This window comes from Chromobacterium sp. S0633, assembly GCF_024158805.1.
Classification (GTDB): domain Bacteria; phylum Pseudomonadota; class Gammaproteobacteria; order Burkholderiales; family Chromobacteriaceae; genus Chromobacterium.
Window position 1 is genome coordinate 15,517 of the sequence record NZ_JAMZGH010000005.1, and the last position, 24,421, is coordinate 39,937.

21 protein-coding genes are annotated in these 24,421 nt (G+C 66.1%); 14 read left to right on the top strand and 7 right to left on the bottom strand.

Features of this window, described 5'->3' with window-relative positions; genetic code table 11:
* Nucleotides 1-46 precede the first annotated feature (46 nt).
* Together NK214_RS04915 and NK214_RS04920 are read left to right on the top strand one after the other, a co-directional pair.
* A complete protein-coding gene (locus NK214_RS04915; protein WP_019101310.1) occupies nucleotides 47-961 on the top strand; it encodes a DMT family transporter in 915 nt (304 codons plus the stop codon).
* Nucleotides 958-1,533 carry a GNAT family N-acetyltransferase gene (locus NK214_RS04920; protein ID WP_253313872.1) on the top strand — a complete coding sequence of 192 codons (576 nt, stop codon included), beginning with the start codon at nucleotides 958-960 and terminating at the stop codon, nucleotides 1,531-1,533. The genes NK214_RS04915 and NK214_RS04920 overlap by 4 nt, the downstream gene beginning before the upstream one ends.
* Nucleotides 1,534-1,698: 165 nt before the next feature.
* Here the strand turns inward: NK214_RS04920 and NK214_RS04925 are convergent, their stop codons facing one another.
* Together NK214_RS04925 and NK214_RS04930 are read right to left on the bottom strand one after the other, a co-directional pair.
* Nucleotides 1,699-1,920: a SlyX family protein gene (locus NK214_RS04925; protein WP_107802046.1), complete on the bottom strand. Its 222-nt coding sequence runs from the start codon at nucleotides 1,918-1,920 to the stop codon at nucleotides 1,699-1,701.
* Between the two features lie 10 nt (nucleotides 1,921-1,930).
* Nucleotides 1,931-3,244 (bottom strand): Na+/H+ antiporter family protein, encoded by a 1,314-nt coding sequence (locus tag NK214_RS04930; protein ID WP_107801048.1) that lies wholly within the window; start codon nucleotides 3,242-3,244, stop codon nucleotides 1,931-1,933.
* A gap of 336 nt (nucleotides 3,245-3,580) precedes the next feature.
* Here NK214_RS04930 and NK214_RS04935 point away from each other — a divergent pair, with 336 nt between their 5' ends.
* On the top strand, nucleotides 3,581-3,877 hold the full coding sequence (locus tag NK214_RS04935; protein ID WP_107801047.1) for a DUF2325 domain-containing protein: 297 nt from the start codon (nucleotides 3,581-3,583) through the stop codon (nucleotides 3,875-3,877).
* Entirely contained in the window at nucleotides 3,874-4,032 is a 159-nt protein-coding gene (locus NK214_RS04940) for a hypothetical protein (protein WP_158274379.1), read from the top strand. Before NK214_RS04935 ends, NK214_RS04940 begins: the two co-directional genes overlap by 4 nt.
* Before the next feature lie 15 nt (nucleotides 4,033-4,047).
* Here NK214_RS04940 and rlmH read toward each other — a convergent pair whose 3' ends face one another.
* From rlmH to NK214_RS04965, 5 genes are all read right to left on the bottom strand, one after another.
* Nucleotides 4,048-4,518 carry a 23S rRNA (pseudouridine(1915)-N(3))-methyltransferase RlmH gene (gene rlmH / locus NK214_RS04945; protein WP_019101316.1) on the bottom strand — a complete coding sequence of 157 codons (471 nt, stop codon included), beginning with the start codon at nucleotides 4,516-4,518 and terminating at the stop codon, nucleotides 4,048-4,050.
* Between the two features lie 75 nt (nucleotides 4,519-4,593).
* Nucleotides 4,594-4,962 carry a ribosome silencing factor gene (gene rsfS / locus NK214_RS04950; RefSeq protein WP_019101317.1) on the bottom strand — a complete coding sequence of 123 codons (369 nt, stop codon included), beginning with the start codon at nucleotides 4,960-4,962 and terminating at the stop codon, nucleotides 4,594-4,596.
* 173 nt (nucleotides 4,963-5,135) lie between these two features.
* A complete protein-coding gene (gene nadD / locus NK214_RS04955; RefSeq protein ID WP_199225946.1) occupies nucleotides 5,136-5,774 on the bottom strand; it encodes a nicotinate-nucleotide adenylyltransferase in 639 nt (212 codons plus the stop codon).
* A 4-nt stretch (nucleotides 5,775-5,778) separates the two neighbouring features.
* The gene (locus tag NK214_RS04960) at nucleotides 5,779-6,357 is read right to left on the bottom strand and encodes a carbonic anhydrase (protein ID WP_107801045.1); all 579 of its coding nucleotides are present in this window, start codon (nucleotides 6,355-6,357) and stop codon (nucleotides 5,779-5,781) included.
* 256 nt (nucleotides 6,358-6,613) lie between these two features.
* The gene (locus NK214_RS04965) at nucleotides 6,614-7,651 is read right to left on the bottom strand and encodes a DUF2804 domain-containing protein (RefSeq protein ID WP_253313873.1); all 1,038 of its coding nucleotides are present in this window, start codon (nucleotides 7,649-7,651) and stop codon (nucleotides 6,614-6,616) included.
* 160 nt (nucleotides 7,652-7,811) lie between these two features.
* Here NK214_RS04965 and NK214_RS04970 point away from each other — a divergent pair, with 160 nt between their 5' ends.
* The 10 genes from NK214_RS04970 (at nucleotide 7,812) to NK214_RS05015 (ending at nucleotide 24,394) form a co-directional block, all read left to right on the top strand.
* Complete coding sequence (locus NK214_RS04970; RefSeq protein WP_043589439.1) at nucleotides 7,812-8,126, top strand: helix-turn-helix transcriptional regulator; 315 nt, start codon at nucleotides 7,812-7,814, stop codon at nucleotides 8,124-8,126.
* On the top strand, nucleotides 8,126-8,557 hold the full coding sequence (locus tag NK214_RS04975; protein ID WP_253313874.1) for a YeeE/YedE family protein: 432 nt from the start codon (nucleotides 8,126-8,128) through the stop codon (nucleotides 8,555-8,557). Before NK214_RS04970 ends, NK214_RS04975 begins: the two co-directional genes overlap by 1 nt.
* A gap of 2 nt (nucleotides 8,558-8,559) precedes the next feature.
* Nucleotides 8,560-8,988, top strand: coding sequence for a DUF6691 family protein (locus NK214_RS04980; RefSeq protein WP_107801042.1), 429 nt, complete (start codon nucleotides 8,560-8,562; stop codon nucleotides 8,986-8,988).
* Nucleotides 8,985-10,709, top strand: a complete 1,725-nt coding sequence (locus tag NK214_RS04985) for a SulP family inorganic anion transporter (RefSeq protein WP_253313875.1) — start codon at nucleotides 8,985-8,987, stop codon at nucleotides 10,707-10,709. The genes NK214_RS04980 and NK214_RS04985 overlap by 4 nt, the downstream gene beginning before the upstream one ends.
* Nucleotides 10,710-10,766: 57 nt before the next feature.
* Nucleotides 10,767-12,203 (top strand): M48 family metalloprotease, encoded by a 1,437-nt coding sequence (locus tag NK214_RS04990; RefSeq protein ID WP_253313876.1) that lies wholly within the window; start codon nucleotides 10,767-10,769, stop codon nucleotides 12,201-12,203.
* A gap of 312 nt (nucleotides 12,204-12,515) precedes the next feature.
* Entirely contained in the window at nucleotides 12,516-15,179 is a 2,664-nt protein-coding gene (gene aceE, locus NK214_RS04995; RefSeq protein ID WP_235085826.1) for a pyruvate dehydrogenase (acetyl-transferring), homodimeric type, read from the top strand.
* A 120-nt stretch (nucleotides 15,180-15,299) separates the two neighbouring features.
* Nucleotides 15,300-16,595: a dihydrolipoyllysine-residue acetyltransferase gene (aceF, locus tag NK214_RS05000; protein ID WP_253313877.1), complete on the top strand. Its 1,296-nt coding sequence runs from the start codon at nucleotides 15,300-15,302 to the stop codon at nucleotides 16,593-16,595.
* Nucleotides 16,596-16,709: 114 nt separating this feature from the next.
* Complete coding sequence (gene lpdA, locus NK214_RS05005) at nucleotides 16,710-18,506, top strand: dihydrolipoyl dehydrogenase (protein WP_107801037.1); 1,797 nt, start codon at nucleotides 16,710-16,712, stop codon at nucleotides 18,504-18,506.
* A gap of 319 nt (nucleotides 18,507-18,825) precedes the next feature.
* Nucleotides 18,826-20,568, top strand: a complete 1,743-nt coding sequence (locus NK214_RS05010) for an autotransporter assembly complex family protein (RefSeq protein ID WP_227105635.1) — start codon at nucleotides 18,826-18,828, stop codon at nucleotides 20,566-20,568.
* Between the two features lie 13 nt (nucleotides 20,569-20,581).
* On the top strand, nucleotides 20,582-24,394 hold the full coding sequence (locus NK214_RS05015; protein WP_253313878.1) for a translocation/assembly module TamB domain-containing protein: 3,813 nt from the start codon (nucleotides 20,582-20,584) through the stop codon (nucleotides 24,392-24,394).
* Nucleotides 24,395-24,421 lie beyond the last annotated feature (27 nt).

Here is a 24,421-nt window from a genome sequence, read left to right on the forward strand (position 1 = left end):
GAAAGCGGGCGCAAGCAAACGAACAGCGAACATCTTAAGAACAGCAATGACACCTGTAAAACAAAAGTTTCTGGCCACCACCGGCATTCTGACCACCGCGCTGGTGTGGGGGCTGATGTGGTATCCCTTCCGCAGCCTCAATCAAAGCGGAGTCAGCGTGGCGATGACCTCGCTGGTGGTCTATCTGGTGGCCATCACCCTGGGCGTGATCACCTTTTTCGACGTCTACCGCCGCCAATTCCGGCTGCAGCCGGTGTTGCTGGTGCTGACCGCGGTGTTCGGCTGGTGCAACTACAGCTATACCTGGGCCGTGTCCGAGGGACAAGTGATGCGGGTCTTGCTGCTGTTCTACCTGTCGCCGCTGTGGACGGTGTTCCTGTCGCGGCTGATCCTGAAGGAGCGCCTGACCCGCAGCGGCTGGCTGGTGGTGGCCCTGTCGCTGCTCGGCTGCTTCATCTTCATCTATCGTCCCGGCCTGTTCGCCGGGGAGCTGCCGCTCAGCCATCGCTACGAATGGCTGGCCTTGTCCGGCGGAATGGCCTTCGCGCTGGGCAATGTGATCAGCCGCGGCGCCCAGTCCATTCCGGTGCCGGTTAAATCGGCGTCGATCTGGTTCGGCGTGGCGTCCATCGGCGCGATCAAGCTGGCGCTGGCCGGGCAGCTGGGCGGCATTTTGCAGATACCGCCGCAAAGCTGGCTGGTGCTGGGCATCCTGGGCGTCACCTTGCTGTGCACCAGCGTGATATCGCAGCACGGGGTTTCCATTCTGCCGGCGACGCAGACGATGACGTTGATGCTGATGGAGTTGTTGTTCGCGGCGGCGTCGGCCTATTTGCTGGCCGGCGAGGCGATGACGCCGCGCGAATGGGCGGGCGGCGCCTTGATCGCCAGCGCCAGCCTGTTGTCCGGACGCATGACCAGAAAGCCGGGGACGGCGCAATTGAAACAGGAGGCAGCATGATTACGATCAGACCGATGAACGACGACGATTTCGAGCGTTTCTGGCCGGTGTTCCACGCGGTGGTGGCGGCCAGGGAAACCTACGCCTTCGATCCGGAGATGACACAGGAACAGGCGCGCGAGCTGTGGCTGCGCTTGCCGCTGCACACGCTGGTGGCGGAGGAGGACGGCGCGCTGCTGGGCTCGTATTTTCTCAAGCCCAACGCCGCCGGACCGGGCGGCCATGTCTGCAACTGCGGCTATATGGTGGCCGAGGCGGCGCGCGGCAAGGGCGTGGCGCGGCTGATGTGCGAGCATTCGCAGCAATTGGCGCGCGACAGCGGCTTCCTGGCGATGCAGTTCAATTCCGTGGTGGCCAGCAACGAGGTGGCGGTGGCCTTGTGGCGCAAGCTGGGCTACGAGCAGGTGGGGCGTTTGCCGCGCGCCTATCGTCACGCGCGGCTGGGTCTGGTGGACTGTCTGGTGATGTACAAATGGTTGGGCGACGCCGCGCCGGACATGCCGGAACCGGCGCCGCTGATCGGCCGCAAGAATATCGAGGCGACGGTGTCGCGTCGCAAGGGCCACCGCTAGCGCCTGTTCCAAGCCTGCTGCGCATCGGCGGGATAATGAGATACAGGGTGTTGAAACCGCTTCGAAATACTTATGCGCCACGTGCGCATTCCGCTTTCTCAGCGGTTTTCGCCTGGTCTCGCCTTAGCTCGCGAGACGTTGAACCGCTTCTAAGCCGCCGCCGGCTCAATAATGCGGCGGAACCTCGTCGCGCAGGCTGAGGCCGGACGCGGCGTCGTCCGGCTGGGCCTGACGGAATTGCTGGTAGAGCAGACGCATCTGCTGTTGCAGCAACTCCATGTCTTTTTGCTGGCGCGCCACGGTGGCGTTCAGCGCGTCCAATAGTTCGTCCTGGAAGGCGAGCTTCACTTCCATTTCGGCCAGGCGGGCATCGATTTGATCATCCATGCCGGCCATTCTACAACACCATGGCCGCGATCCAGCCGGCCGCCAGCACAGGCAGGTTGTAGTGCAGGAAGGTGGGCAGCACGGTGTCGCGGATATGGTCGTGCTGGCCGTCCACGTTCAGGCCCGAAGTCGGGCCCAGCGTGGAGTCAGAAGCCGGCGAGCCGGCGTCGCCCAGCGCGCCGGCGGTGCCGATGATGGCCACGGTGGCCAGCGGCGAGAAGCCGAGGTGCATGCACAGGGGCACGTAGATGGCGGTGAGAATGGGCACGGTGGAGAAGGACGAGCCTATGCCCAGGGTCACCACCAGGCCCACCAGCAGCATGGCGAAGGCGGCCACGCCCTGATTGCCGGCGAACAGGCCGGCGCTGGCGGTCACCAGCGCGCCCACCTGGCCGGTGGCCTTCAGCACTTCCGCGAAGCCCTGGGCGGTGATCATGGTGAAGCCTATCATCGCCATCATCTTCATGCCTTCGTTGAACAGACCGTCCGCGTCCTTCCATTTCACCACGCCGGTGGCGAGGAAGAGCAGAAAGCCCGCCAGCGCGCCCATGATCATCGAATCGGTATACAGCTGCACCGCGAAGGCCAGCGTGATCGCCAGCAGCGCGGTGGCCAGCGATTTGCGGCTGACCTTGGCGCGGGTGCGCTCGGCGTTTTCTATCTTGCCCAGCGCGTACTGGCGCGGTTTGCGGTAGCTGACCAGCACCGCCCACAGCAGGCCGGCCAGCATGCCCAGCGCCGGTATCGCCATCGCGTGCATCACATTGACGCCGCGCACGTCCATGCCGGATTTGGCGATGTTGCCGAGCAGGATCTGCTTCAGAAAGATATCGCCGAAGCCCACCGGGAACACCATATAGGGCGTGACCAGGCCGAAGGTGATCACGCAGGCGACCAGGCGGCGGTCCAGATGCAGCCGCGCCATCACATAGAGCAGCGGCGGCACCAGCAGCGGGATGAAGGCGATGTGGATGGGAACCAGGTTCTGGCTGGCGACGCTGACCAGGGCCAGCAACAGGATCAAGGCCCATTTCAGTTTGCCTTGCGCGCCGCCTCGTTCCAGCCGCTTGATCGCCAGATCCGCCATCGCGTGGGGCAGGCCGGATTTGGCGATGGCCAGCGCGAAGGCGCCCAGCAGGGCGTAGGACAAGGCCACCGCGGCGCCGCCGGTGATGCCGTTGTTGAAGGCTTCAAGCGTGCGGGACAGGGACAGGCCGCCGCTAAGGCCGCCGATCAAGGCGCCGAGCAGCAGGCTGATGACGACGTGGGTGCGCAAGAGCGCCAGCCCGAGCATGACGATGACGGCCAGAAGAACTGCGTTCATTTGTATATACAGATCAATAGGTTGGGCGGATAGGCCGAGGGCGCGCAGCGTAGCGGGTTTCGGTTTTTCTGTCGATAGTTTTGCTGGCAAGGACGGGGGGAGGGGCGCGAGATGAGGCCCGCCGTGGCGGCGGAGGCGGCGTCTTGTTTTACCTAGAGATTTCAAAGGTTTGCCGATTCATCGTCGTGGAGGGCGACGCGATGGGACCGCTGAGGCATTTATATATTTATTGGAAATAAAAAACTAATTTTATATATCTTTACTGCGCCATTACATCGGCTTAGAGTGAGGACATGTCAAGGCGGCGTGCCGCGCCGCGCGAGAAGGAGGTGGCTGATGAACGCTCTGCTGATAGGCGCGGACAGCTTGGGGAATATTCCGGCGGTTCTGCAAAGCTACGATATCCGGATTTCCCGCCACATCTGCGGGCGCAACGTCGCGCATCAGCGCAAGGCGCCGCTGCCGGGCAAGCCGGATCTGTTGATCCTGCTCACCGATTTCCTGGGACACAATGTGATGCGTAATTACCGGGACAGCGCCCACGCGCTGGGCATTCCGGTGGTGGCCTGCCGCCGATCCGCCACCGCGGTGGAGCGGCGTTTGCAATATGAGGGCTGGAGGAAGCTGCCATGATTTTTTCAGGCAATGAAAATTGGTTGGACAGCCTGGCGCGCGCCGAGGGCTCGGCGCTGCCGCTGCGCGAGGATTCCGTCACGGTGGAGTGGGCCGGATTGGCGCCGCCGCCCTTGCCGCCGCCCTTGGCGGCCCAGGCCTCGCCGCCGGCTTGATCCGCCAGCGTCCGTCTATTCGCGATGGTAGGGGTGGTTGTTGAGAATGGAATAGGCGCGGTAGATCTGCTCGGCCAGCATCACCCGGACCATGCCGTGCGGCAGCGTCATCGCGGACAGTTGCAGCAGCACGTCGGCGCGTTGTTTCAATTCCGCGGCCAGGCCGTCGGCGCCGCCGATGATGAAGGCCACATCGTCGCCGCCGGCCATCCATTCCTTCAGGCCTTCGGCCAGCCGCACCGAGGTCCAGTTTTTGCCGCGCTCGTCCATCACTACCAGCCGCGCGCGCGGCGGGATGGCGGCGAGCAGCCGCTCGTGTTCGGCGGCGATGCCTTTTTCGGCGGTGACGCCGCCGCCGCGTTTCTCCGGCTTGATTTCCTTCAGTTCCAGCGTGATGTCGCGGCCAAAGCGCTTGGCGTAATCGCCGTAGGCTTCGTCGACCCAGCGCGGCATCTTGGTGCCGACGGCGAGAATAGTGATTTTCATCGTGTGTGAGCCAGGGAGTAAAACGCAAACGGGGACTTGCGTCCCCGTTCTTGATGGCGGCTTAGCGCAGCCGGATCAGGTCGCCGACCACGGACGGCCGCCGGCCGGCAGGAAGCTGGGCTTCTGACCGCCCCACAGCGCTTCGATGTCGTAGTAGTCGCGCACCGCGGGCAGCATCACATGCACCACCACGTCGCCGGCGTCCACCAGCACCCATTCGCCGCTTTCGTGGCCTTCGCTGCCGACGATGTCCACGCCGGCTTCCTTCAGCTTCACGTGCACGCTGTTGGCCAGCGCCTTGACCTGGCGGTTGGAGTCGCCGGTGGCCACGATCATGCACTGGAACAGCGAGGTCAGCTTGCTGGTGTCCAGTTCGATGATGTCCTTGCCCTTGACGTCTTCCAGGGCTTCGATCGCCAGCTTGGCAATGTCTTGCACTTCCATAATGTCCTTTTCCTATGCGGGGTCCGCGTCGGCCAGAGCCGGCGCAAAGCGGCCGCAAAATGGCGGGCGGGCCGGCGCGCGCAAGCGGCCGGCAGACCCGCCGTATTGCTTTTAAAGTGAATCGCTGCCGGCCGTCTGCTGACGGCCTGGCGGAAAGTGGCCGGACACGGCGGCTACACTGTCTGGTATAGCCGGTGTTGGCGGATATAGGCCAGCACCGCGGGCGGCAGCACATCGTCCACCGCGTCGCCGCGCGCCAGGCGCTGGCGGATGTCGGTGGCCGCGATGTCCACCGGCGGCAAGGCCAAGGGGCGGATTGTACCGGATGCGGTTCGATTTGAAAAATCAGAGACTTGCCGGGCGCGCCACAAGGGCCGCACCGGCGCAGGCAGCGAGGCGGGATCGAAGCCGGGGCGCAAGGCTACGGCCAGGTTGGCGAAACGCAACAGTTCGTCCCAGCGCTTCCAGGTGTGCAGCGCGGCCAGCGAGTCGCCGCCGATCAAAAACCACAATTCGGCGGCGGGGCCCAGCTCGGCGCGCAGTTCTTCCAGGGTGTCTATGGTGTAGGCCGCGCCGGGGCGGCGCACTTCGCGCTCGTCCACCGTCAGCCGCGGATGATCCGCCGCCGCCAGCTCCGCCATGGCGAGGCGCTGGGCCGGCGCGGCGTACGGGCCGTGGCTGCGATGATAGGGCCGGCCGGCCGGAATCAGTCTGACCTCGTCCAGCGCCAGCTCCGCGGCGAAGGCGTCGGCCATGCGCAGGTGGGCGTTGTGGATGGGGTCGAAGGTGCCGCCGAACAGGCCCAGACGCACCGGCTTACTCCGGAGCGTCGTCGTTCTGGTAGCCGTCGACGATGACTTCCAGCCGGCCGGTGGACGGATGGATCACCATGCCGTGCACCGGAACGTCCTTGGGCATCAGCGGATGGTTGCGGATGGTGTGCACGGTGTGGCGCACGCTGTCGGACACGTTGTCAAAGCCCTTCAGCCAGCCGTCCAGATCGATGCCGGCCGCGCGCAGCGTGGCGATGGTGTCTTCCGACACGCCGCGTTCCATCGCATGGTCCAGCACGCGCTGCGGATCGACCGCGCGCATGCCGCAGTCGCGGTGAGCGACCACGCAGATCTCGTCGGCGCGCAGTTCGTACACGGCCATGATCAGGCTGCGCATCACCGAACCCCACGGGTGGGTGATCAGCGCGCCGGCGTTCTTGATCAGCTTGGCGTCGCCGTTCTTCAGGCCCATGGCCTTGGGCAGCAATTCCACCAGCCGGGCGTCCATACAGGCCAGGACGGCCAGGCCTTTGCCGGGGAATTTGTCGGTCTTGAACTGCTCGTATTCGCGGTTTTCCACGAAGTGGCGGTTGTGTTCGAGCAGAGCGCTTAATCTATCCATGATGGCAATCTCCTACTGAGAGTCTGTTCATGAGCGTTCTGGCGCGGAGACGCAAAAGGATCATGGACAGGCTCTGAACGCTGCGTTGGGTCGTTTAGAGAAAATACTCGGTTGCGGGCGCATCCTACCACTGTTGTTCCGGCCGGTCTTGTGTTTTCGCAAACCAGGGATTTCCCTGGCTACAGCAGGGAATTTCGATGAACTCCAGACAATGGCGGCGAATGGGCGCTGGCGCGCCGCATCGAGCGGGCTACGCTCACCAACGCGACAGATGGTCCTCGGTCACGCCGAGCAAGTCGTCGACCACATGGACGGCGCCGTCGTCCGGGTCGCGGATCTGGCCGTTGAAGCGGCCGATAGGCTGCACATAGCGGCTGGCGGCGATCAGCAGATTCTTGTCTTCGCGGCGCGCCCCCTCCGGGGCGAAGCTCAGGTCCAGCAAGCCGTTGTCGCTGCGCATGCGCCAGCCCAGCAGCGGATCCTCCGGCTGGTAGTCGAAGCGCACCGGCCCCAGCCGGATCAGCTTGCCGCGCAGCCAGGCGGCGTTCTCGGTGTCGCCCATATAGCCTTGCTGCAGATTGAAGCCCAGTTCCAGTGAATGCGCGCTGGCCCAGCGCCAGCGGGTTTCCCGCGCCAGCAGGCCGTTGGAATAGTCGAGCGCCGCCACCGCGCCGTCCAGCGAGTAGCGCCGGTCCTGGCAGTCGGCGAAGCCGCTGATCCTGAGGCCGCCGCTTTTATGGGTGGAGTGGGCCAGCCAGTTGGCCGGCGCGATCACCGCCAGCACCGGCGGCATGTCCGTCAATTGAATGTGTGCGGCCAGCTTCAACTGCGGCGAGTCCACCGCCAGTTCCAGCCGCTCGCCGTCGCGGCGGAAGCTCAGCCGGCAGCGGCCGGCCTGGAAGGCGGCGTCGCCAAAGGCGCGGTCTTCGATTCGCGTGGACAGGCCGGGCAGGCCGTTGGCGCTGGCGGCGGCGATGACTTCGCCGCTCTTGCGGTCGAACAGATAGGCGAAGGCGGTGCCGGTCCAGCCGACGTCGACGATGGCGACGCCGATGAAAAAGGCCGGGTGGGCGATGGCCGCGTATTGCCAGCGCTTGTGATGCAGCCGGCGCGTCAGCCTTTGGTAAGGCGTGGTTTTCAGCGCGCGCCAGTCCAGCCGCTCGATGATGCCCTGGTACACGCCGAAGGCGGGAATGCCGCGCTCGTGCACCAGTTGCCTGGGGGCGGGCGGGAGGAGGGTGGAGGCCATGGCGGTGCTGGGCCGGGCCGGCGCCGCGGCTGGAAATAGGTTCATGGCCTTGAGTCTACAACAGTTTTTCCCGGCGCGATGGTGACTGATAGGCCATGTGGCGACGGGCGGACAGTGTGGCGCGGCGGTAACAGTTAGTTGATTTACATTATATTATAAAACATAATGTTTGCGACGCCGGATCGCGGCGGCGGGAGAACGAAATATGGATTTGAACATGCTGCGCGCCAATGCCGGCCGCGCCGCCTTATTGTTGAAGGGCCTGGCCAACGAGGACAGGCTGCTGCTGCTGTGCCAGCTGGTGGACGGCGAGAAATCGGTGTCGGAGCTGGAGCGTCTGACCGGCATCCGTCAGCCCTCCTTGTCGCAGCAGTTGGGCGTATTGCGCAATGAGGGCCTGGTGGCGACGCGGCGCGAAGGCAAATGGGTGTATTACAGCGTGGCCAGCGCCGACGCCCTGGCCTTGCTGAACGCCTTGCACGCGCTGTTCTGCGCCGACCAGCCGGCAGGGGCGGCGTGATGGTCGTGGATTGGGCGGCGTTCACGCCGTGGTCCGCCCTGTCGGGCGGGGTGCTGATAGGCGCGGCGGCGGGCTGGCTGGCTCTGTCGCACGGCCGCGTCGCCGGCATCAGCGGCATGGTGGCCGGCCTGCTGGGACGGCGGGCGGACTGGCGCGCGCGCTTGGCCTTTCTGCTGGGCCTGACGGCCGCGCCGGCGCTGTGGTGGCTGGCGGCGGGCGAATTGCCCGTCGTCAAGATCGAGGCCGGCGGCATGCGCTTGCTGGCCGCCGGCTTGCTGGTGGGCCTCGGCGCGGGCCTGGGCTCCGGCTGCACCAGCGGCCACGGCGTTTGCGGGCTGGCGCGCATGTCGTCGCGCTCCTTGGCGGCGACGGCGGCCTTTATGTTCGCCGGCTTCGTGGCGGTGGCCGTGTTCAGACATTGGGGGGCGTGAAGATGGCGGCGGAGTGGAAGCGCTTATTGTCGATGGCGGGCGCGGGCCTGTTGTTCGGCCTGGGGCTGTTGCTGTCCGGCATGGCCAATCCGGCCAAGGTGCTGGCCTTTCTGGATCTGGGCGGCGCTTGGGACCCCAGCCTGGCGTTGGTGATGGCCGGCGCCGTCGTCGCTGCCTGGCCGGCCTTCCGTCTGGCCGAGCGCCGCCCGCGCGCGTTCTTGGGCGAGCCGGCGTCTTGGCCGGCCAAGACGCCGCTGACGCGCCGGCTGATAGGCGGCAGCCTGTTGTTCGGCATTGGCTGGGGCCTGGCCGGCATCTGTCCGGGGCCGGCCTTGTTGCTGGGCGGCATGTTGTCGCCGCAGAGCGCTTGGTTTTTGCCGGCGATGGCGGCCGGCCTGTGGCTGGCCGGACGATGGGAGCGGCGCGGATGAGGCTCTGGCTGCCGGACTGGCTGCGCGGCTACCGGCGCGCCTACTTGCCGGGCGATCTGGGCGCGGGCCTGGTGGTGACCCTGCTGTTGGCGCCGCAAGGGCTGGCTTACGCGCTGGTGGCCGGCTTGCCGGCGCAGGCGGGTTTGTACGCCAGCATCGCGCCCTTGCTGATTTACGCGCTGGCCGGCCGCAGCCACGCGCAGTCGGTGGGGCCGATGGCGATGACTTCCTTATTGGTGGCGGCCACGCTGTCGCGGCTGGCCGAGCCGGGTTCGGGAGATTATCTGGCGCTGGCCATCGGCCTGGCGCTGTTGTCCGGCGCGATGCTGGCGGCGCTGGGCCTGCTGAGGCTGGGCTTCGTCGCCGACCTCTTGTCCGAGCCGGTGTTGGCGGCCTTCACTTCGGCGTCGGCCTTGCTGATCGTGTTGTCGCAGCTGGCGCCCTTGCTGGGCGTGCAGGCCGGCGGCGCGTCCTTGCCGCAGCTGCTGGCCGGGCTGTGGCGAGCGGCCGAAGGGTTCAATTCCGCCGCGCTCTTGCTCGGCGCTCCGGCCTTGGCCTTGCTGCTGCTGGCGCGTTGGCTGGGCGAACCGCTGCTGCGCCGCTGCGGCCTGAGCGCGCCGGCGCGGCAATTATGGCTGCGGCTGGCGCCGCTATTGGCGGTGCTGCTGGGCATGGGGCTGGTGGCCGGCCTGGATTTGCGCTCCGCCTTGCCGGTGGTGGGCGAGATCCCGCCGGGCCTGCCGGCGCCGACCTGGCCGGGGCTGAGCCTGGAGCAGTGGTCGCAGCTGGCCTTGCCGGCCTTTTTCATCGCGCTGATCAATTACGTGCAGAGCCTGGCGGTGGCCCAGGCGCTGGCGCAGCGCCGCGGCGACGAGGTGGATCCGGACCGGGAGCTGTTGGCGCTGGGCCTGTGCAATATCGGCGCCGGCCTGTCCGGCGGCTTCCCGGTCACCGGCGGGCTGACCCGCTCCATGGTCAACGCCGAGGCCGGGGCCCAGACTCAACTGGCCTCGGTGATCGCCGCCCTGGGTCTCATGCTGCTGGCCGGCTTCGCCGCCGCGGCGCTGGCCTTGCTGCCGCTATCGGTATTGGCGGCGATGATCATCGCTTCGGTCAGCGCCATGATACGTTTCGACAGCCTGCGCCTGGCCTGGCGCGTCGATCGCGCCGATGCGGCGGCGTTCGGGCTGACCTTTGTTCTGGTGCTGTGGCTGGGGGTGGACTCCGGCATCGTCGCCGGCGTGCTGATGTCGCTGGCGGCCATGCTGTGGCGCAGCAGCCGGCCGCATATCGCCGAACTGGGCCGGCTGCCGGGCAGTCATCATTTCCGCAATCGGCTGCGTTTCGCGGTGGAGCGCCTGCCCGGCGCGCTGTTTCTGCGCGTGGACGAAAGCCTGTTCTTCGGCAACGCCCGCCAAGTGCGCGGCGAGACGCTGCGCCGGCTGGCCGCCCAGGCCGGAAGCACGCGATTGGTGCTGATCATGAGCGCGGTCAATCGCGTGGATACCAGCGCCTTGCTGATGCTGGCGCGGCTGGACGCGGAACTGGCAGCGCGCGGCGTGACGCTGCACCTGGCCGAGATCAAGGGGCCGGTGGCGCAGCGGATGGAGGGCGGCGGCCTGCTGGCCGATTTCAACGGCCGCGTGCACTTGAGCGCGCAAGCGGCGTGGGAGGCGCTGACCGCGCCGCGGCGGGACGGCGGGGAAGCTCATACTCTTTGACAGTTGATGTTGCGCCGCCTCATGCAACTTGTGGGCGAACCTGGCTATCATAGCCGGATGACCAAACAGACCCTGCTGGCCGGCGTGCTGGCGCTGAGCTTGTTGCACCCGTCCGTCAGCTATGCCGATTTGCCCGATCTGGGCGAGGTGTCGGACGCCTCGCTGACGCTGGCGGATGAAAACCGCATCGGCCGCCAGGCCTGGCGCGCCATGCTGGAGGCGGGAGACATCGTCGACGATCAGGAGGTCAACGATTACCTCAACGATATCGGCGGCCGGCTCTCCAGCGGCGTCAAGCTGCCCGGCGTCGGTTTCACCTATTTCTGCGTCAACGACAGCGGCATCAACGCCTTCGCCATGCCCGGCGGCTATATCGGCATCAATATCGGACTGCTGCTGGCGACCCAGAGCGAAGGCGAGCTCGCCTCGGTGCTGGGGCATGAAACCGCCCACGTCGCCCAGCGCCACATCGCGCGGATGAAGGCGGCCAGCAGCGCCACCAGTCCCTTGCTGTTGTTGGGCACCATCATCGCCGCCGCGCTGGCGGCCAAGGCCGGCAGCGGCCAGGGCGCGATGGGCGTGGTGTCCGCCGGCATGGGGCTGTCGATTTCCAACCAACTGGCGTTTTCGCGCGATTTCGAACGCGAAGCCGACCGCGTCGGCATGCAATACATGAGCCAGGCCGGCTTCGACGTGCGCAGCATGCCGGCTTTCTTTCAGCGGCTGCAGCTGAACGAGCGTTACAGCGACAACGCGGCGCTGGCCTTCCTGCGCACCCACCCGGTGACGCTGGAGCGCATCAGCGAAGCGGAAAACCGAGCGCTGGACTACCCGGTGAAGATGCGCGCCGACAGCGTCGATTACCTGCTGGTGCGCGAGAAACTGCGCGCCGCGACGCTGACGCCGGACGAAGGGGAGCGCTATTACGAGGCGGCGCTGGACCGCGGCCTGTACCTGAACGAGGGCGCGCAGTGGTATGGTCTGGCCCAGGTCAAGCTGCGTCAGCGCGATATCGCCGGCGCGCGCCAGGCGCTGGCCAAGGCGCGGACCAAGCTGCCGGACCACCCGATGCTGCGGGGCCTGGACGTGGCGATAGAGCGCGAACGCAAGGACTGGCCGGCCGCCCGCAACGCGGCGCGCGCCGGGCTGGCCCGTTTTCCGCAGAGCCTGTCGCTGCAGTTGCTGGACATCGACGTCGCCATCGCCAGCGGCGACAGCCAGGGCGCGCTGGCCCTGATCAAGACCCAGCTGAACCGCCATCCGGACAATCCGGGCCTGTATCGGCGCCAGGCCAGCTTGTACGCCGACCGCGACCCGCTGCGTTACCACGCGGCCTTGGGCAACGCCTTCTATCATGAACAGCGCTACCAGCCGGCGATGGAGCAGTTCCAACTGGCCGGCAAGGCCAAGGGCGACGATTTCTACCTGCGCTCCTCAATCGAAGCGCGCATCCGCGAACTGGACCGGCTCGTCCGGGACGAGAGAAAGAAGTAAGCGCGCAACTGAAACGAATGTTTCAATTTGCGACAGTAAATCGCAAAAAAACAACATGGTGCGGCGCAATAACCGCTGTTTTCCGCCCCGAAACAAGCGTTAGTACGCTTGACCTATTCCTTTGTGAAAGCCGGAAGACGTACACTTGCTCAAGATACGGCGCTCTTTTCGCAAATGAACATTTTTATTTGCGATTGCGTTCGTTTATAATCTGAAGCTAATAAATAGGTTCGAATTCGAGCCGATTGCAATAACGCGGGGCCGCGCAGTGCTACATACGGCCCCCGATCCACCTTGCTGTGAGGACCAGAGATGGCTGCAACTTTCCCTGACGATATCGATCCGTTGGAAACCCAGGAATGGACTGAAGCGCTGGAGTCGGTGCTGGATGCCGAAGGCCCGGAACGCGCGCATTACCTGTTGGAGAAACTGGTCGAGCGCACCCGCCGCCGCGGCGCCCATCTGCCGTTTGACGCCACCACCGCATACCAGAACAGCATTCCGCTCGGCAAAGAAGTGAAGTCGCCGGGCAACCACGAGATGGAGCATCGCATCCGCTCGATCAACCGCTGGAACGCCGCCGCTTTGGTGCTGCGCGCCGGCAAGAAGGATCTGGAGCTGGGCGGCCACATCGCCTCCTTCCAATCCTCCGCCACCCTGTACGACGTGGGCTTCAACCACTTCTGGCGCGCCCAGAACGATGAGCAAGACGGCGATCTGATCTACTTCCAAGGCCACATTTCCCCGGGCGTGTACGCACGCGCCTTCATGGAAGGCCGCCTGTCCGCCGAGCAGCTGGACAGCTTCCGCCAGGAAGTGGACGGCAACGGCCTGTCCTCCTATCCGCACCCGTGGCTGATGAAGGACTTCTGGCAGTTCCCGACCGTATCGATGGGTCTGGGCCCCTTGATGGCCATCTACCAAGCCCGCTTCCTCAAGTACCTGGAAAGCCGCGGTCTGGCCAAGACCCACGGCCGCAAAGTCTGGTGTTTCTGCGGCGATGGCGAGATGGACGAGCCGGAATCCCTGGGCGCCATCTCCATGGCCGCCCGCGAAGGCCTGGACAACCTGATCTTCGTGGTCAACTGCAACCTGCAGCGTCTGGACGGCCCGGTGCGCGGCAACGGCAAGATCATTCAGGAACTGGAAGGCGACTTCCGCGGTTCCGGCTGGAACGTGCTGAAAGTGATCTGGGGCTCGCGTTGGGACCCGCTGCTGGCGATGGACAGCAAGGGCCTGCTGAAGAAGCGCATGGACGAGTGCGTGGACGGCGACTACCAGACCTTCAAATCCAAGGACGGCGCTTACGTTCGCGAACACTTCTTCGGCAAGTACCCGGAGCTGCGCGAAATGGTCGCCAATATGTCCGACGACGAGATCTGGGCGCTGAACCGCGGCGGCCATGACCCGCACAAGGTGTACGCCGCCTACCACGAGGCGTCCAACAGCGCCAACGGCCGTCCGACCGTGATCCTGGCCAAGACCATCAAGGGTTACGGCATGGGCGCGTCCGGCGAAGCCAAGAACATCGCGCACCAGGCCAAGAAAATGGATCTGGATTCGCTGCGCAAATTCCGCGACCGCTTCGGCATTCCGGTGTCCGACGAGGATCTGGCGAACGTGCCGTACTACCTGCCGGCCGAAGACAGCCCGGAAATGAAGTACATGCGCGAACGCCGCGCCGCGCTGGGCGGCTATCTGCCGGCCCGCAAGCCGGTGACCACCGCGCTGCAAACGCCGGAACTGTCCGTGTTCGACGCGCAGCTGCAAGCGTCCGGCGACCGCGAGTTCTCCACCACCATGGCCTTCGTCCGCATGCTGGGCACCATCATGAAGGACAAGAACATCGGTCAGCGCGTAGTGCCCATCGTGCCGGACGAGTCCCGCACCTTCGGCATGGAAGGCATGTTCCGCCAGTACGGCATCTGGTCCACCCAGGGTCAGAACTACGTGCCGCAGGATCATGACCAGCTGATGTTCTACAAGGAATCCAAGGACGGCCAGATCCTGCAGGAAGGCATCAACGAGCCGGGCGCGATGGCCGACTGGATCGCCGCGGCGACCAGCTACGCCAACAGCAGCCAGCAGATGATTCCGTTCTACATCTATTACTCGATGTTCGGCTTCCAGCGCATCGGCGACCTGGCCTGGGCCGCCGGCGACATGCGCGCCCGCGGCTTCCTGCTGGGCGGCACCGCCGGCCGCACCACGCTGAACGGCGAAGGCCTGCAGCACGAAGACGGCCACAGCCACATCCAGGCCGGCCTGATCCCGAACTGCATCAGCTACGACCCGACCTTCGCTTACGAACTGGCGGTGATCGTGCAGGACGGTCTGCGCCGCATGTACGCGGAGCAGGAAGACGTCTTCTACTACCTGACCCTGATGAATGAAAACTACGTTCACCCGGCGATGCCGGCGGGCGCGGAAGAGGGCATCCTGAAAGGCATGTACCTGCTGCAGGACGGCGGCGACGCCCAGGTGAAAGTGCAACTGATGGGCTCCGGCACCATTCTGCGCGAAGTGATGGCCGCGGCCGATCTGCTGAAGGCCGACTTCGGCATCGGCGCCGACATCTGGAGCGTGACCTCCTTCAACCAGCTGCGCCGCGACGGCATGGAAGCCGAGCGTCACAACCTGCTGAACCCGACCGCCGAAGCGCGGGCCTCCTACGTGGCCCAGCAGTTGTCCGGCCGTCAGGGTCCGGTGGTGGCCGCGACCGACTACATTCGCAACTACGCCGACCAGATCCGCGAATACGTTCCGGGCCGTTACGTGGTGCTGGGCACCGACGGCTTCGGCCGTTCCGACAGCCGCGCCAACCTGCGTTCCTTCTTCGAGGTGGATCGCTACCACGTGGCGCTGGCGGCCTTGTCCGCACTGGCGCGCGACGGCAAGATCGAAGCGTCCAAGGTGGCCGAGGCGATCGCCAAGTACGGCATCAAGACCGACAAGCTGCCTAGCTGGAAGGTGTAATCGCAGAGCGGAAGCCCCGGTTCAGGCCGGGGTCTTCCGCCTTTGCATGGCAAGCGAATCTGTAGCGGATATCCGGCGGCAAGCCCCGACAGGGGCTTCCGCCTTACGAATGGAAAGCTCATGAGCAATCTGATCGAATTGAAAGTGCCCGACATCGGCGGTCACAGCAATGTAGACATCATCGAAGTATTCATCGTCCCGGGCCAGACCGTGTCCGTGGACGATTCCCTGATCACGCTGGAAACCGACAAGGCCACCATGGAAGTGCCGGCCTCCGCCGCCGGCCGTGTGGTGGAAGTCAAAGTGAAAGTGGGCGACAAGGTCAGCGAAGGCGATCTGATCGTGGTGGTCGAAGGCGCCGTTGCCGCCGCCGCCGCTCCGGTTGCTGCCGTTGCGGCCCCGGCTCCTGCCGCCGCCTCGGCTGCTCCGGCCCCGGTGGCCGCCGCGCCTGCCGCCGCTCCTGCCAAGGCCGCCGCCGCTATCGACGAAGCCTCCTTCTCCAAAGCCCACGCCGGTCCGTCCGTGCGCCGTCTGGCGCGCGAACTGGGCGTGGACCTGGGCAAGGTCAAGGGCAACGGCCGCAAGGGCCGCATTACCGAAGAAGACGTCAAAGCCTTCGTCAAGGGCGTGATGCAGAACCCGGCGGCGCTGGCCCCGGCCGCCGCGGCCTCCTCCGGCGGCGGTCTGGATCTGCTGCCGTGGCCGAAAGTCGATTTCGCCAAGTTCGGCCCGATCGAAACCAAGCCGCTGTCCCGCATCCAGAAGATTTCCGGCGCCAATCTGTCGCGCAACTGGGTGATGATCCCGCACGTAACCTTCAACGACGAGTGCGACATCACCGAGCTGGAAGACTTCCGCAAGACCGTGGGCAAGGAATGGGAAAAGTCTGGCCTGAAGATCAGCCCGCTGGCCTTCATCATCAAGGCCGCCGCCGAGGCGCTGAAAGCTTTCCCGAACTTCAACAGCTCGCTGGACGGCGACAATCTGGTGCTGAAGCAGTACTACCACATCGGCTTCGCCGCCGACACGCCTAACGGCCTGGTGGTGCCGGTGATCAAGGACGCGGACAAGAAGGGCCTGCGCCAGATCGCCCAGGAACTGACCGATCTGTCCAAGCTGGCGCGCGAAGGCAAGCTCAAGCCCACTGACATGCAGGGCGCCACCTTCACCATCTCCAGCCTGGGCGGCATTGGCGGCACCAGCTTCACGCCCATCGTCAACGCGCCGGAAGTGGCCATCCTCGGCGTCTGCAAATCGCAGATCAAGCCGGTGTGGAACGGCAAGGAATTCGCGCCGCGCCTGATGTGCCCGCTGTCGCTGTCCTTCGATCACCGCGTGATCGACGGCGCCGCCGCCGCGCGCTTCACCGTGCATCTGGGCAAACTGCTGTCCGATGTGCGCCGCCTGATTCTGTAATCGCCAGCCGGGCGGACGCCCCGGCCTGGCCGGAGCGCGCTGCCCAAGCGAACGACTCTGCTGAATAGCGGCGGGGGCCCCCGGGCTTCCGCCTTACGTTGCGGATGGAAAACCATGAGCAATCTGATTGAACTGAAAGTCCCGGACATCGGCGGCCACAACAACGTGGACGTGATCGAAGTCTTCGTCAAGCCGGGCGACGTGATCGAGAAAGAAGCCAGCCTGATCACGCTGGAAACTGACAAGGCCACGATGGAAGTGCCGGCGGAAACCGCCGGCGTGGTAAAAGAAGTCAAGATCGCCGTCGGCGGCAAAGTGTCCGAAGGCGATGTGATCGTGATCGTTGAAGCCGCCGGCGCCGCCGCGGCTCCGGCCGCGCCCAAGCCGGTGGAAACCACCGGCGTCGCGTCCGCCACCACCCAGGCCGGTTTCGCGCCGCAAGCCGCTCCGGTGGCCGCCAGCCATAGCGGCGGCGCCGACATCGAGTGCGACGTGATGGTGTTGGGCGGCGGTCCCGGCGGTTATTCCGCCGCCTTCCGCGCGGCCGACCTGGGCCTGAAAGTGGTCATCGTCGAGCGCTACGCCACCCTGGGCGGCGTCTGCCTGAACGTGGGCTGCATCCCGTCCAAGGCGCTGCTGCACAATGCGGCGGTGATCGACGAAGTCAGCCATCTGGCCGCCAACGGCATCAAGTTCGGCAAGCCGGAAGTGGACATCGACATGCTGCGCGGTTACAAGGAAAAAGTAATCGCCAAGCTGACCGGCGGCCTCGCCGGCATGGCCAAGGCGCGCAAGGTGGAAGTCGTGCGCGGCAACGGCCATTTCATCGATCCGCATCATATCGAAGTGTCCGCCACCACCGGCAAGGGACGCGAAGAGAGCGGCGAGAAGAAGATCGTCAAATTCAAGAACGCCATCATCGCTGCCGGTTCCCGCGTGGTGAAGCTGCCCTTCATCCCGGACGATCCGCGCGTGGTGGATTCCACCGGCGCGCTGGAGCTGAAGGGCGTGGCCAACCGCATGCTGATCATCGGCGGCGGCATCATCGGCCTGGAAATGGGCACCGTCTACTCCACGCTGGGCGCGCGCCTGGACGTGGTGGAAATGATGGACGGCCTGATGCAGGGCGCGGACCGCGACCTGGTCAAAGTGTGGCAGAAGTGGAACGCCCACCGTTTCGACAACATCATGCTCAACACCAAGACCGTGGCCGTGGAGCCCAAGGACGACGGCGTGTGGGTGACTTTCGAGGGCGATCAAGCGCCGAAAGAGCCGCAGCGCTACGACCTGGTGCTGTACGCCACCGGCCGCGCGCCCAACGGCAAGCTGCTGGGCGCCGAGAACGCCGGCATCGCGGTGACCGACCGCGGCTTCATCCCGGTGGACAAGCAGCAGCGCACCAATGTGCCGCACATCTTCGCCATCGGCGACATCGTCGGCCAGCCGATGCTGGCGCACAAGGGCGTGCATGAAGGCCATGTGGCGGCGGAAAACTGCGCCGGTCAGAAGTCCTACTTCGACGCGCGCGTGATTCCGGGCGTGGCTTACACCGATCCGGAAGTGGCTTGGGTCGGCGTCACCGAGGACGAGGCCAAGAAACAGGGCCTGAAGATCGAGAAGGGCGTGTTCCCGTGGGCCGCCTCCGGCCGCGCCATCGCCAACGGCCGCGACGAAGGCTTCACCAAGCTGATCTTCGACGCCGAAAGCCACCAGATCATCGGCGGCGGCATTGTCGGCCCGCACGCGGGCGACATGATAGGCGAAGTCTGCCTGGCCATCGAAATGGGCTGCGACGCCACCGACATCGGCAAGACCATCCACCCGCACCCGACCATGGGCGAGTCCATCGGCATGGCGGCGGAAGTGGCGCACGGCACTTGCACCGATTTGCCGCCGCAGCGCAAGAAGTAAGCGCGGCGCGGTAAGGATGAGGGGCGGACTTTCGGGTCCGCCCTTTCTTTATGCGCATCGTCTTAAATGACGGGGCGGCAAAACTATTGCCGATTTCGCCTGTCACACCGCCCTGCGCCCGTAATCGGCGCGCGTGAGCGGCCGCCATGAGGAAAACGTATGGCTGTCGCGTGTGAATCTGAATTATGGTTGAATATAAATTAAGCTTTTGGTTTAAGAAAACGCCGGTCTGTTCCCGCGATTTTGAAGCCGCCCCGCCGCTTCTCGCCAGCCGCCGCAAGTTTCGTTACCATGGCCTCGACACCAAACGAATCGGACCATGCCAAGCTCCCGCCTGCTTATTTCATTGATCTTATTGCTGTCGGCGACGCCCGTCTGGGCCAAGCTCGATTACAGCGTGCGCGTCGACGCGCCTTCCGGCCTGGCCGGCTTGCTGCAAGACAATCTGGAATTGGTCACCAGCCGTCTGGAAGAAGAAATGGACGAGACGCTGTTGACCGAGTTGGTGCGCAGCACCCCGGAGGACGCGCGCAAGCTGCTGGAGACCGAGGGTTATTTCGACGCGCGCGTTAATGTGCGCGAAGAAAGCGCCCGGCAGTACGTGGTCGAGGTCAAGCCCGGCGAGCCCACGCTGATAGACGACGTGGTCATCCGCCTCAACGGGCCGATACGCGACGAAGGCGACTTCCAGCAACGCTTCGCCGCGGTGCTGGAGGCCTGGTCGCTGCCCATGGGCGCGCCTTACCGGCAGTCCGATTGGGACGGCAGCAAGCGCGCGGTGATGCGGCTCATCACCGCCGATCGCTTCCCCAAGGCGCAGATCAGCAAGAGCGCGGCGGAAATCGATCCGGCCACCCGTCGCGCGCAATTGCTGGTGGACATCGACAGCGGGCCGGTGATTCTGTTCGGCGAGATCACCGTCAAAGGCATGAAGCGTTATCCGGAGAAGATCGCCACCGGTCTGGCCGACTTCTCCCCCGGCACCGCCTACCGGCTGCAGAAGATCTTCGATTACCAGTCGGCGCTGGAGCAGGCGCCGCATTTCTCCAATGTGGTGGTCAGCCCCGACATGGCCCATATCGACCCGGACACCCATCGGGTGCCGGTGGAGGTGGACGTCACCGAGATGCCGCGCCAGAAGCTGGAGCTGGGTTTGATCTACGACTCCGGCGACGGCCCCGGCCTGCGCGTCGGCTACGACCATTACAATATTTTCCGCCGCGGCTACACCGGTTCGCTAGTGACCAACTGGAAGAAAAACCAGCAATCGCTATCGCTGGGCCTGGGCTTTCCGCGCCAGTCCGACGGCTATTCCCATTCCATCACCAGCGCTTTCAAGACCGACGACGTGCAGGGCCTGAAAACCCGCAGCAGCGACGTGGGCGGCTGGCGCACCCGCACCCGGGGCAATATCGAGGCCCGTCTCGGCCTGCAATACCTGCTGGAAAGCGAAGAGGCCGGCGGCGTGTCCAATAAGGACACCCGCGCCTTGCAGCTGGTCTACGGCTGGACCCAGCGCGCGGTGGACGATTTGATGCGGCCGCGCTCCGGCGTTTTGCTGGACTTCCAGCTCTCCGGCACCGTAGGCAGCGCCCTGTCCTCCACCTCCTATGTGCGCGGCTACGCCCGCACCGTCGGATACTGGTCGCCGTTTCCCAAGTACGGCACCTTCGTCGGCCGGCTGGAACTGGGCCAGGTGTGGGCCAACGACAAGGACGCGGTGCCGTCCTCCATCCTGTTCCGCGCCGGCGGCGCCAACAGCGTGCGCGGCTACGATTACCAGAGCCTGGGCCTGCCGGGCCCCAACGGCTCGGTGCTGGGCGGCCGCGTGGTGGCCACCGGCAGCCTGGAGTACCAAATCCCGATCAAGCCGGACTGGTATCTGGCGCTGTTCACCGACGCCGGCAACGCCAGCCAGAGCTGGAAAGGCTTCCAAGTGGAGCGCGCCAACGGCGTCGGCGTGCGCTGGATGAGCCCGGTGGCTCCGCTGGCCTTCGACTTCGCCAAAGCGGAGCGCGACGGCAAGATCCGCTGGAACCTCAGCCTGGGCCTGGCTTTCTGACCCGAATGCATTCATGAGCGAAACCGACACTCCCCAAACTCCCGACACCGCGCCGCCGCCGCCGGCCAAGCCCAAGCGCCGCCGCTGGCGCTGGCTGCTGTGGCTGCCTTTGCTGCTGATCGCGCTCTTGCTGGCCGCCAGCGCCTGGCTGACCGGCAGCCGCGCCGGCTTCGCCTGGCTGATGCAGTCGCTGGGCGGTCTCAGCGGCAACGCCGTCAGCGTCAAGCAAGCCGAAGGCACGCTGTGGGACGGCTTCAAACTGAGCGAGGTGCGCGTACGCAGCGCCGGCAGCGACGTGGACATCGAGTCCGTGCAGCTGGACTGGCGGCCGAGCGCCTTGTGGCAGCGCCAATTGTGGGTGAGGCAATTGGCGGTGGGCCACGTCAAGGTGGCGGTCAAGCCGACGCCGGCCGCCCCGTCCAGCGGCGCGCCGGAATCGCTGGCCTTGCCCCTGGGCGTCCGCCTGGACCGGTTGAGTGTGGCCAGCGTGACGCTGGAGCCGGCCAAGCTGCGGCTCTACGGCCTGGAAGCCGGCTACGTCTACGACGGCCGGCGCCACGATCTCAAGCTCAAGCGCCTGGGCTCGCCCTGGGGCGAGGCCGCGGCGGCGCTGCAATTGGCCGACGCCAAGCCCTTCGCGCTGCAGGGCAAGCTCAGCGCCGACGGCGAGCTGGATAAGATTCCCTATCAGGCGCGGCTGGCGCTGGGCGGCGATCTGCTGCACCTGAGCTTTGACGGCGAGCTGTCCGGCAAAGATCTGGTGGCCGACGTCAAGGGCGGCCTGCTGCCCTTCGCCAGCAATCCCTTCAACAGTTTCACCCGGCTGGACGCGCGCATGGCCGGCATCAATCCGCAGGCCATCCTGCCGGAATGGCCGCGCGCCAAGCTCAGCCTGGCGGTGTTCGCCGAGCCGGACGCCGGCCAGCGCGTCAAGGGCGGCCTGACTCTGCTCAATGAGCTGGCCGGCCCCTTGTCTGATCAGCGGCTGCCGCTGTCCTTGCTGGCCGGCGAGTTCCGCGCCGACGACAAGGCGCTGGAGCTGTTCAATACCCACGCCCGGATCGCCGGCGGCGAAATCGGCCTGGCCGGCCAGCTGCGGCCGGATAGGCTCAAGCTGGCGCTGGATGTCTCCAAGCTGGGCCTGAGGCAATTGCACGCGGACGCGCCGGACGACAGCCTGGACGGCCGGGTGACGCTGGACGGCCCCTTGAGCGGGCCGAACATCCTCGCCCAACTCAAGGGCAAAACCCTGCAAGCCAAGGCCGATGTCGGTTTCGCGCCGGCGCCGCATCCGGCGCTGCTGATCCGGCAGGCGGAGTTGACCGCCGGCGTCGGCACCCTGGCGCTGGCCGGTCAACTGGGCCTGGACGGCAAGCAGCTGTTCGATTTCAACGGCAAGCTCAATCGCGCCGACCCGTCCAAACTCAAGCCGGGCCTGCCCAGCGGCGACCTCAACGCCAGCTTGCAGGCCAAGGGCCAGCTGGCCAGCCCGCTGAGCGTGGCGGCCAAGCTGCAATTCGCGCCCAGCAAGCTGTCCGGCGCGCCGCTCAGCGGTGGGGCCGATCTGCAGCTGCAGGGCGAACGCTTGAAGTCCCTCAGCGCCGATCTGAAGCTGGCGCAGAACCGGCTGCAGGCCAACGGCGCTTACGGCGCCGCCGGCGACAAGCTCAAACTCTTGATCGACGCGCCCAATCTCGGCCTGATCGGCCCCGGTTTCTCCGGCGTGGTCAAGGGCCAGGGCGAGTTGGCGGGCACGCCCAAGGCGCCGTTGATCAGCGCCAATCTGCAAGCCGACCGACTGAAGCTGCCGGGCAATATCGCCGTGCAGAGCATGCAATTCAGCGGCAACGTCAAGGCCGACCAGAACAGCCCGTTCCAACTCAAGCTGGACGTGGCCGCGCTGCAAGCCGGCGGTTTCCGCGCCGAGCAGCTGCGCGCCAGCGCCAACGGCACGCGCGCGCGCCACGGCCTGCAACTGGACGGCCGTTTCCGCCTGGCCGACCACCCTTACGCGCTGCAATTGGCGGCCAGCGGCGGCCTGCGCGGCGAGGCCGGGCCCTGGGCCGGCACCCTGAGCAAGCTGGAGTTGAGCGGCCGTCCCGGCCTTAGCCTGCTGGCGCCGGTGGCGCTGGAGCTGGGCGAGCAGATCAAGGTGGGCAACGCCCGGCTGTCGGCCTTGGGCGGCAGCATCACCCTGGCCGAACTCAACCGCGGCGCCAACGGCGCGCTCAGCACCCGCGGCTCCGCGCGCGGCCTGCGGCTGGCGGAGCTGGGGCCCTTGCTCAGCCTGCCGGTGAAGCAGGATCTGAGCTTCGATTCCGACTGGAACCTGAATCTGGCGGCCAACGCCAAGGGCCAGTTCACGCTGCGCCGCGCCGGCGGCGACGTGCAGCTGCCGGGCGACAAGGGCAAAGACGTGGCCTTGGGTCTGAAGACCGCCGCCGTCACCCTGACGCTGGACGGCGGGCGCGCGCTGTTCGACCTGAATCTGGACAGCCGCTACGCCCAAGCGCAAGGCAAGGGCTCGGTGCCGTGGAACGGCGGCGCCATCGACGCCAAGACCCCGCTCAACGCCACGGTCAGCGCCAGCGTGCCTTCGCTAGCGACGCTGGCCAGCTTCGCCGGTCCTTCGCTGGAGCTGGGCGGCCAGATCAGCGCCAATCTGGCTTTGACCGGCGCCTTGAGCCAGCCTATGGCCCAAGGGACGATACGCGGCGACAAATTATTGCTGGCGGACCGCCGCACCGGCATCCGCCTGGGCGACGGCAGCCTGCTGGCGCGGCTGGACGGCCGCAAGCTGGTGCTGGACCGTTTGCGCTTCGCCGGCGGCGAAGGCGAGGTGGCGGCCAGCGGCGCGCTGGATCTCAGCGGCGACACCCCGGACGCGCGGGTGGCGGTGGAATTGCGCAAGTTCGGCGTGTTCGACCGGCCCAACCGCCGCCTGGTGGTGTCCGGCCGCACGGAGCTGGCGATGGTGGCCGGCAAACTGTCGCTGACCGGCCATATCCGCGCCGACCAGGGCCGCATCGGCCTGCCCAAGTTCGGCGCGCCCAGCCTGGGCGACGATGTGATGGTCAAGGGCCGGCCGGGGCCGGAGCCGTCGGCCTTCGCCAGCATGCCGCTGACGGTGGCGCTGGATCTGGACCTGGGCGACCACTTCCGCTTCTCCGGCCAGGGCCTGAACGTGGATCTGACCGGCTCGGTGCGCGTCAGCGCCAATCCGGGCGAAGCGCCGGGCGCCAAGGGCCAGGTGCGGGTGGTCAAGGGGCGTTACAAGGCCTATGGCCAGGATCTGGACATCGAGTACGGCGCCATCACCTTCAACGGTCCCTTGGACAACCCCCTGCTCAATGTGCGCGCCAAGCGCCGGCTGTCGCCGGTGGGCGCCGGGGTGGAAGTCAGCGGTTCGGTGTCGGTGCCCAAGGTGCGGCTGATCGCCGACGAGCCGATGTCGGAAAAGGACAAGCTGGCCTGGCTGGTCTTGGGCCGGGCGGCCAGCGGCGAGCGCGACGACAACGATCTGGCGGCCTCCGCCGGCATGATGCTGGCCGGCTCGCTCAACGATCAGATCGGCCTGTTCGACGATCTGGGCGTGTCCAGTCGCAAGGAAAAGACCCTGGCCAACGGCACGGTGAGCCCGGCGGAGCAGGTGGTGACGGTGGGCCGTCAGCTGACCCGCGAACTGTATCTGGGCTACGAATACGGCGTGACCAGCGCGAACCAGGCGGTGAAGCTGGCGTATCAGCTGAGCAGGGGCTGGTCGGTGGTGTTGCGGGCCGGCACCGACGCCTCGGTGGAGTCGCGCTACACCTTGCGCTTCGATTGAGCGCGACGCGGCGTCGCCGAAGCGCGC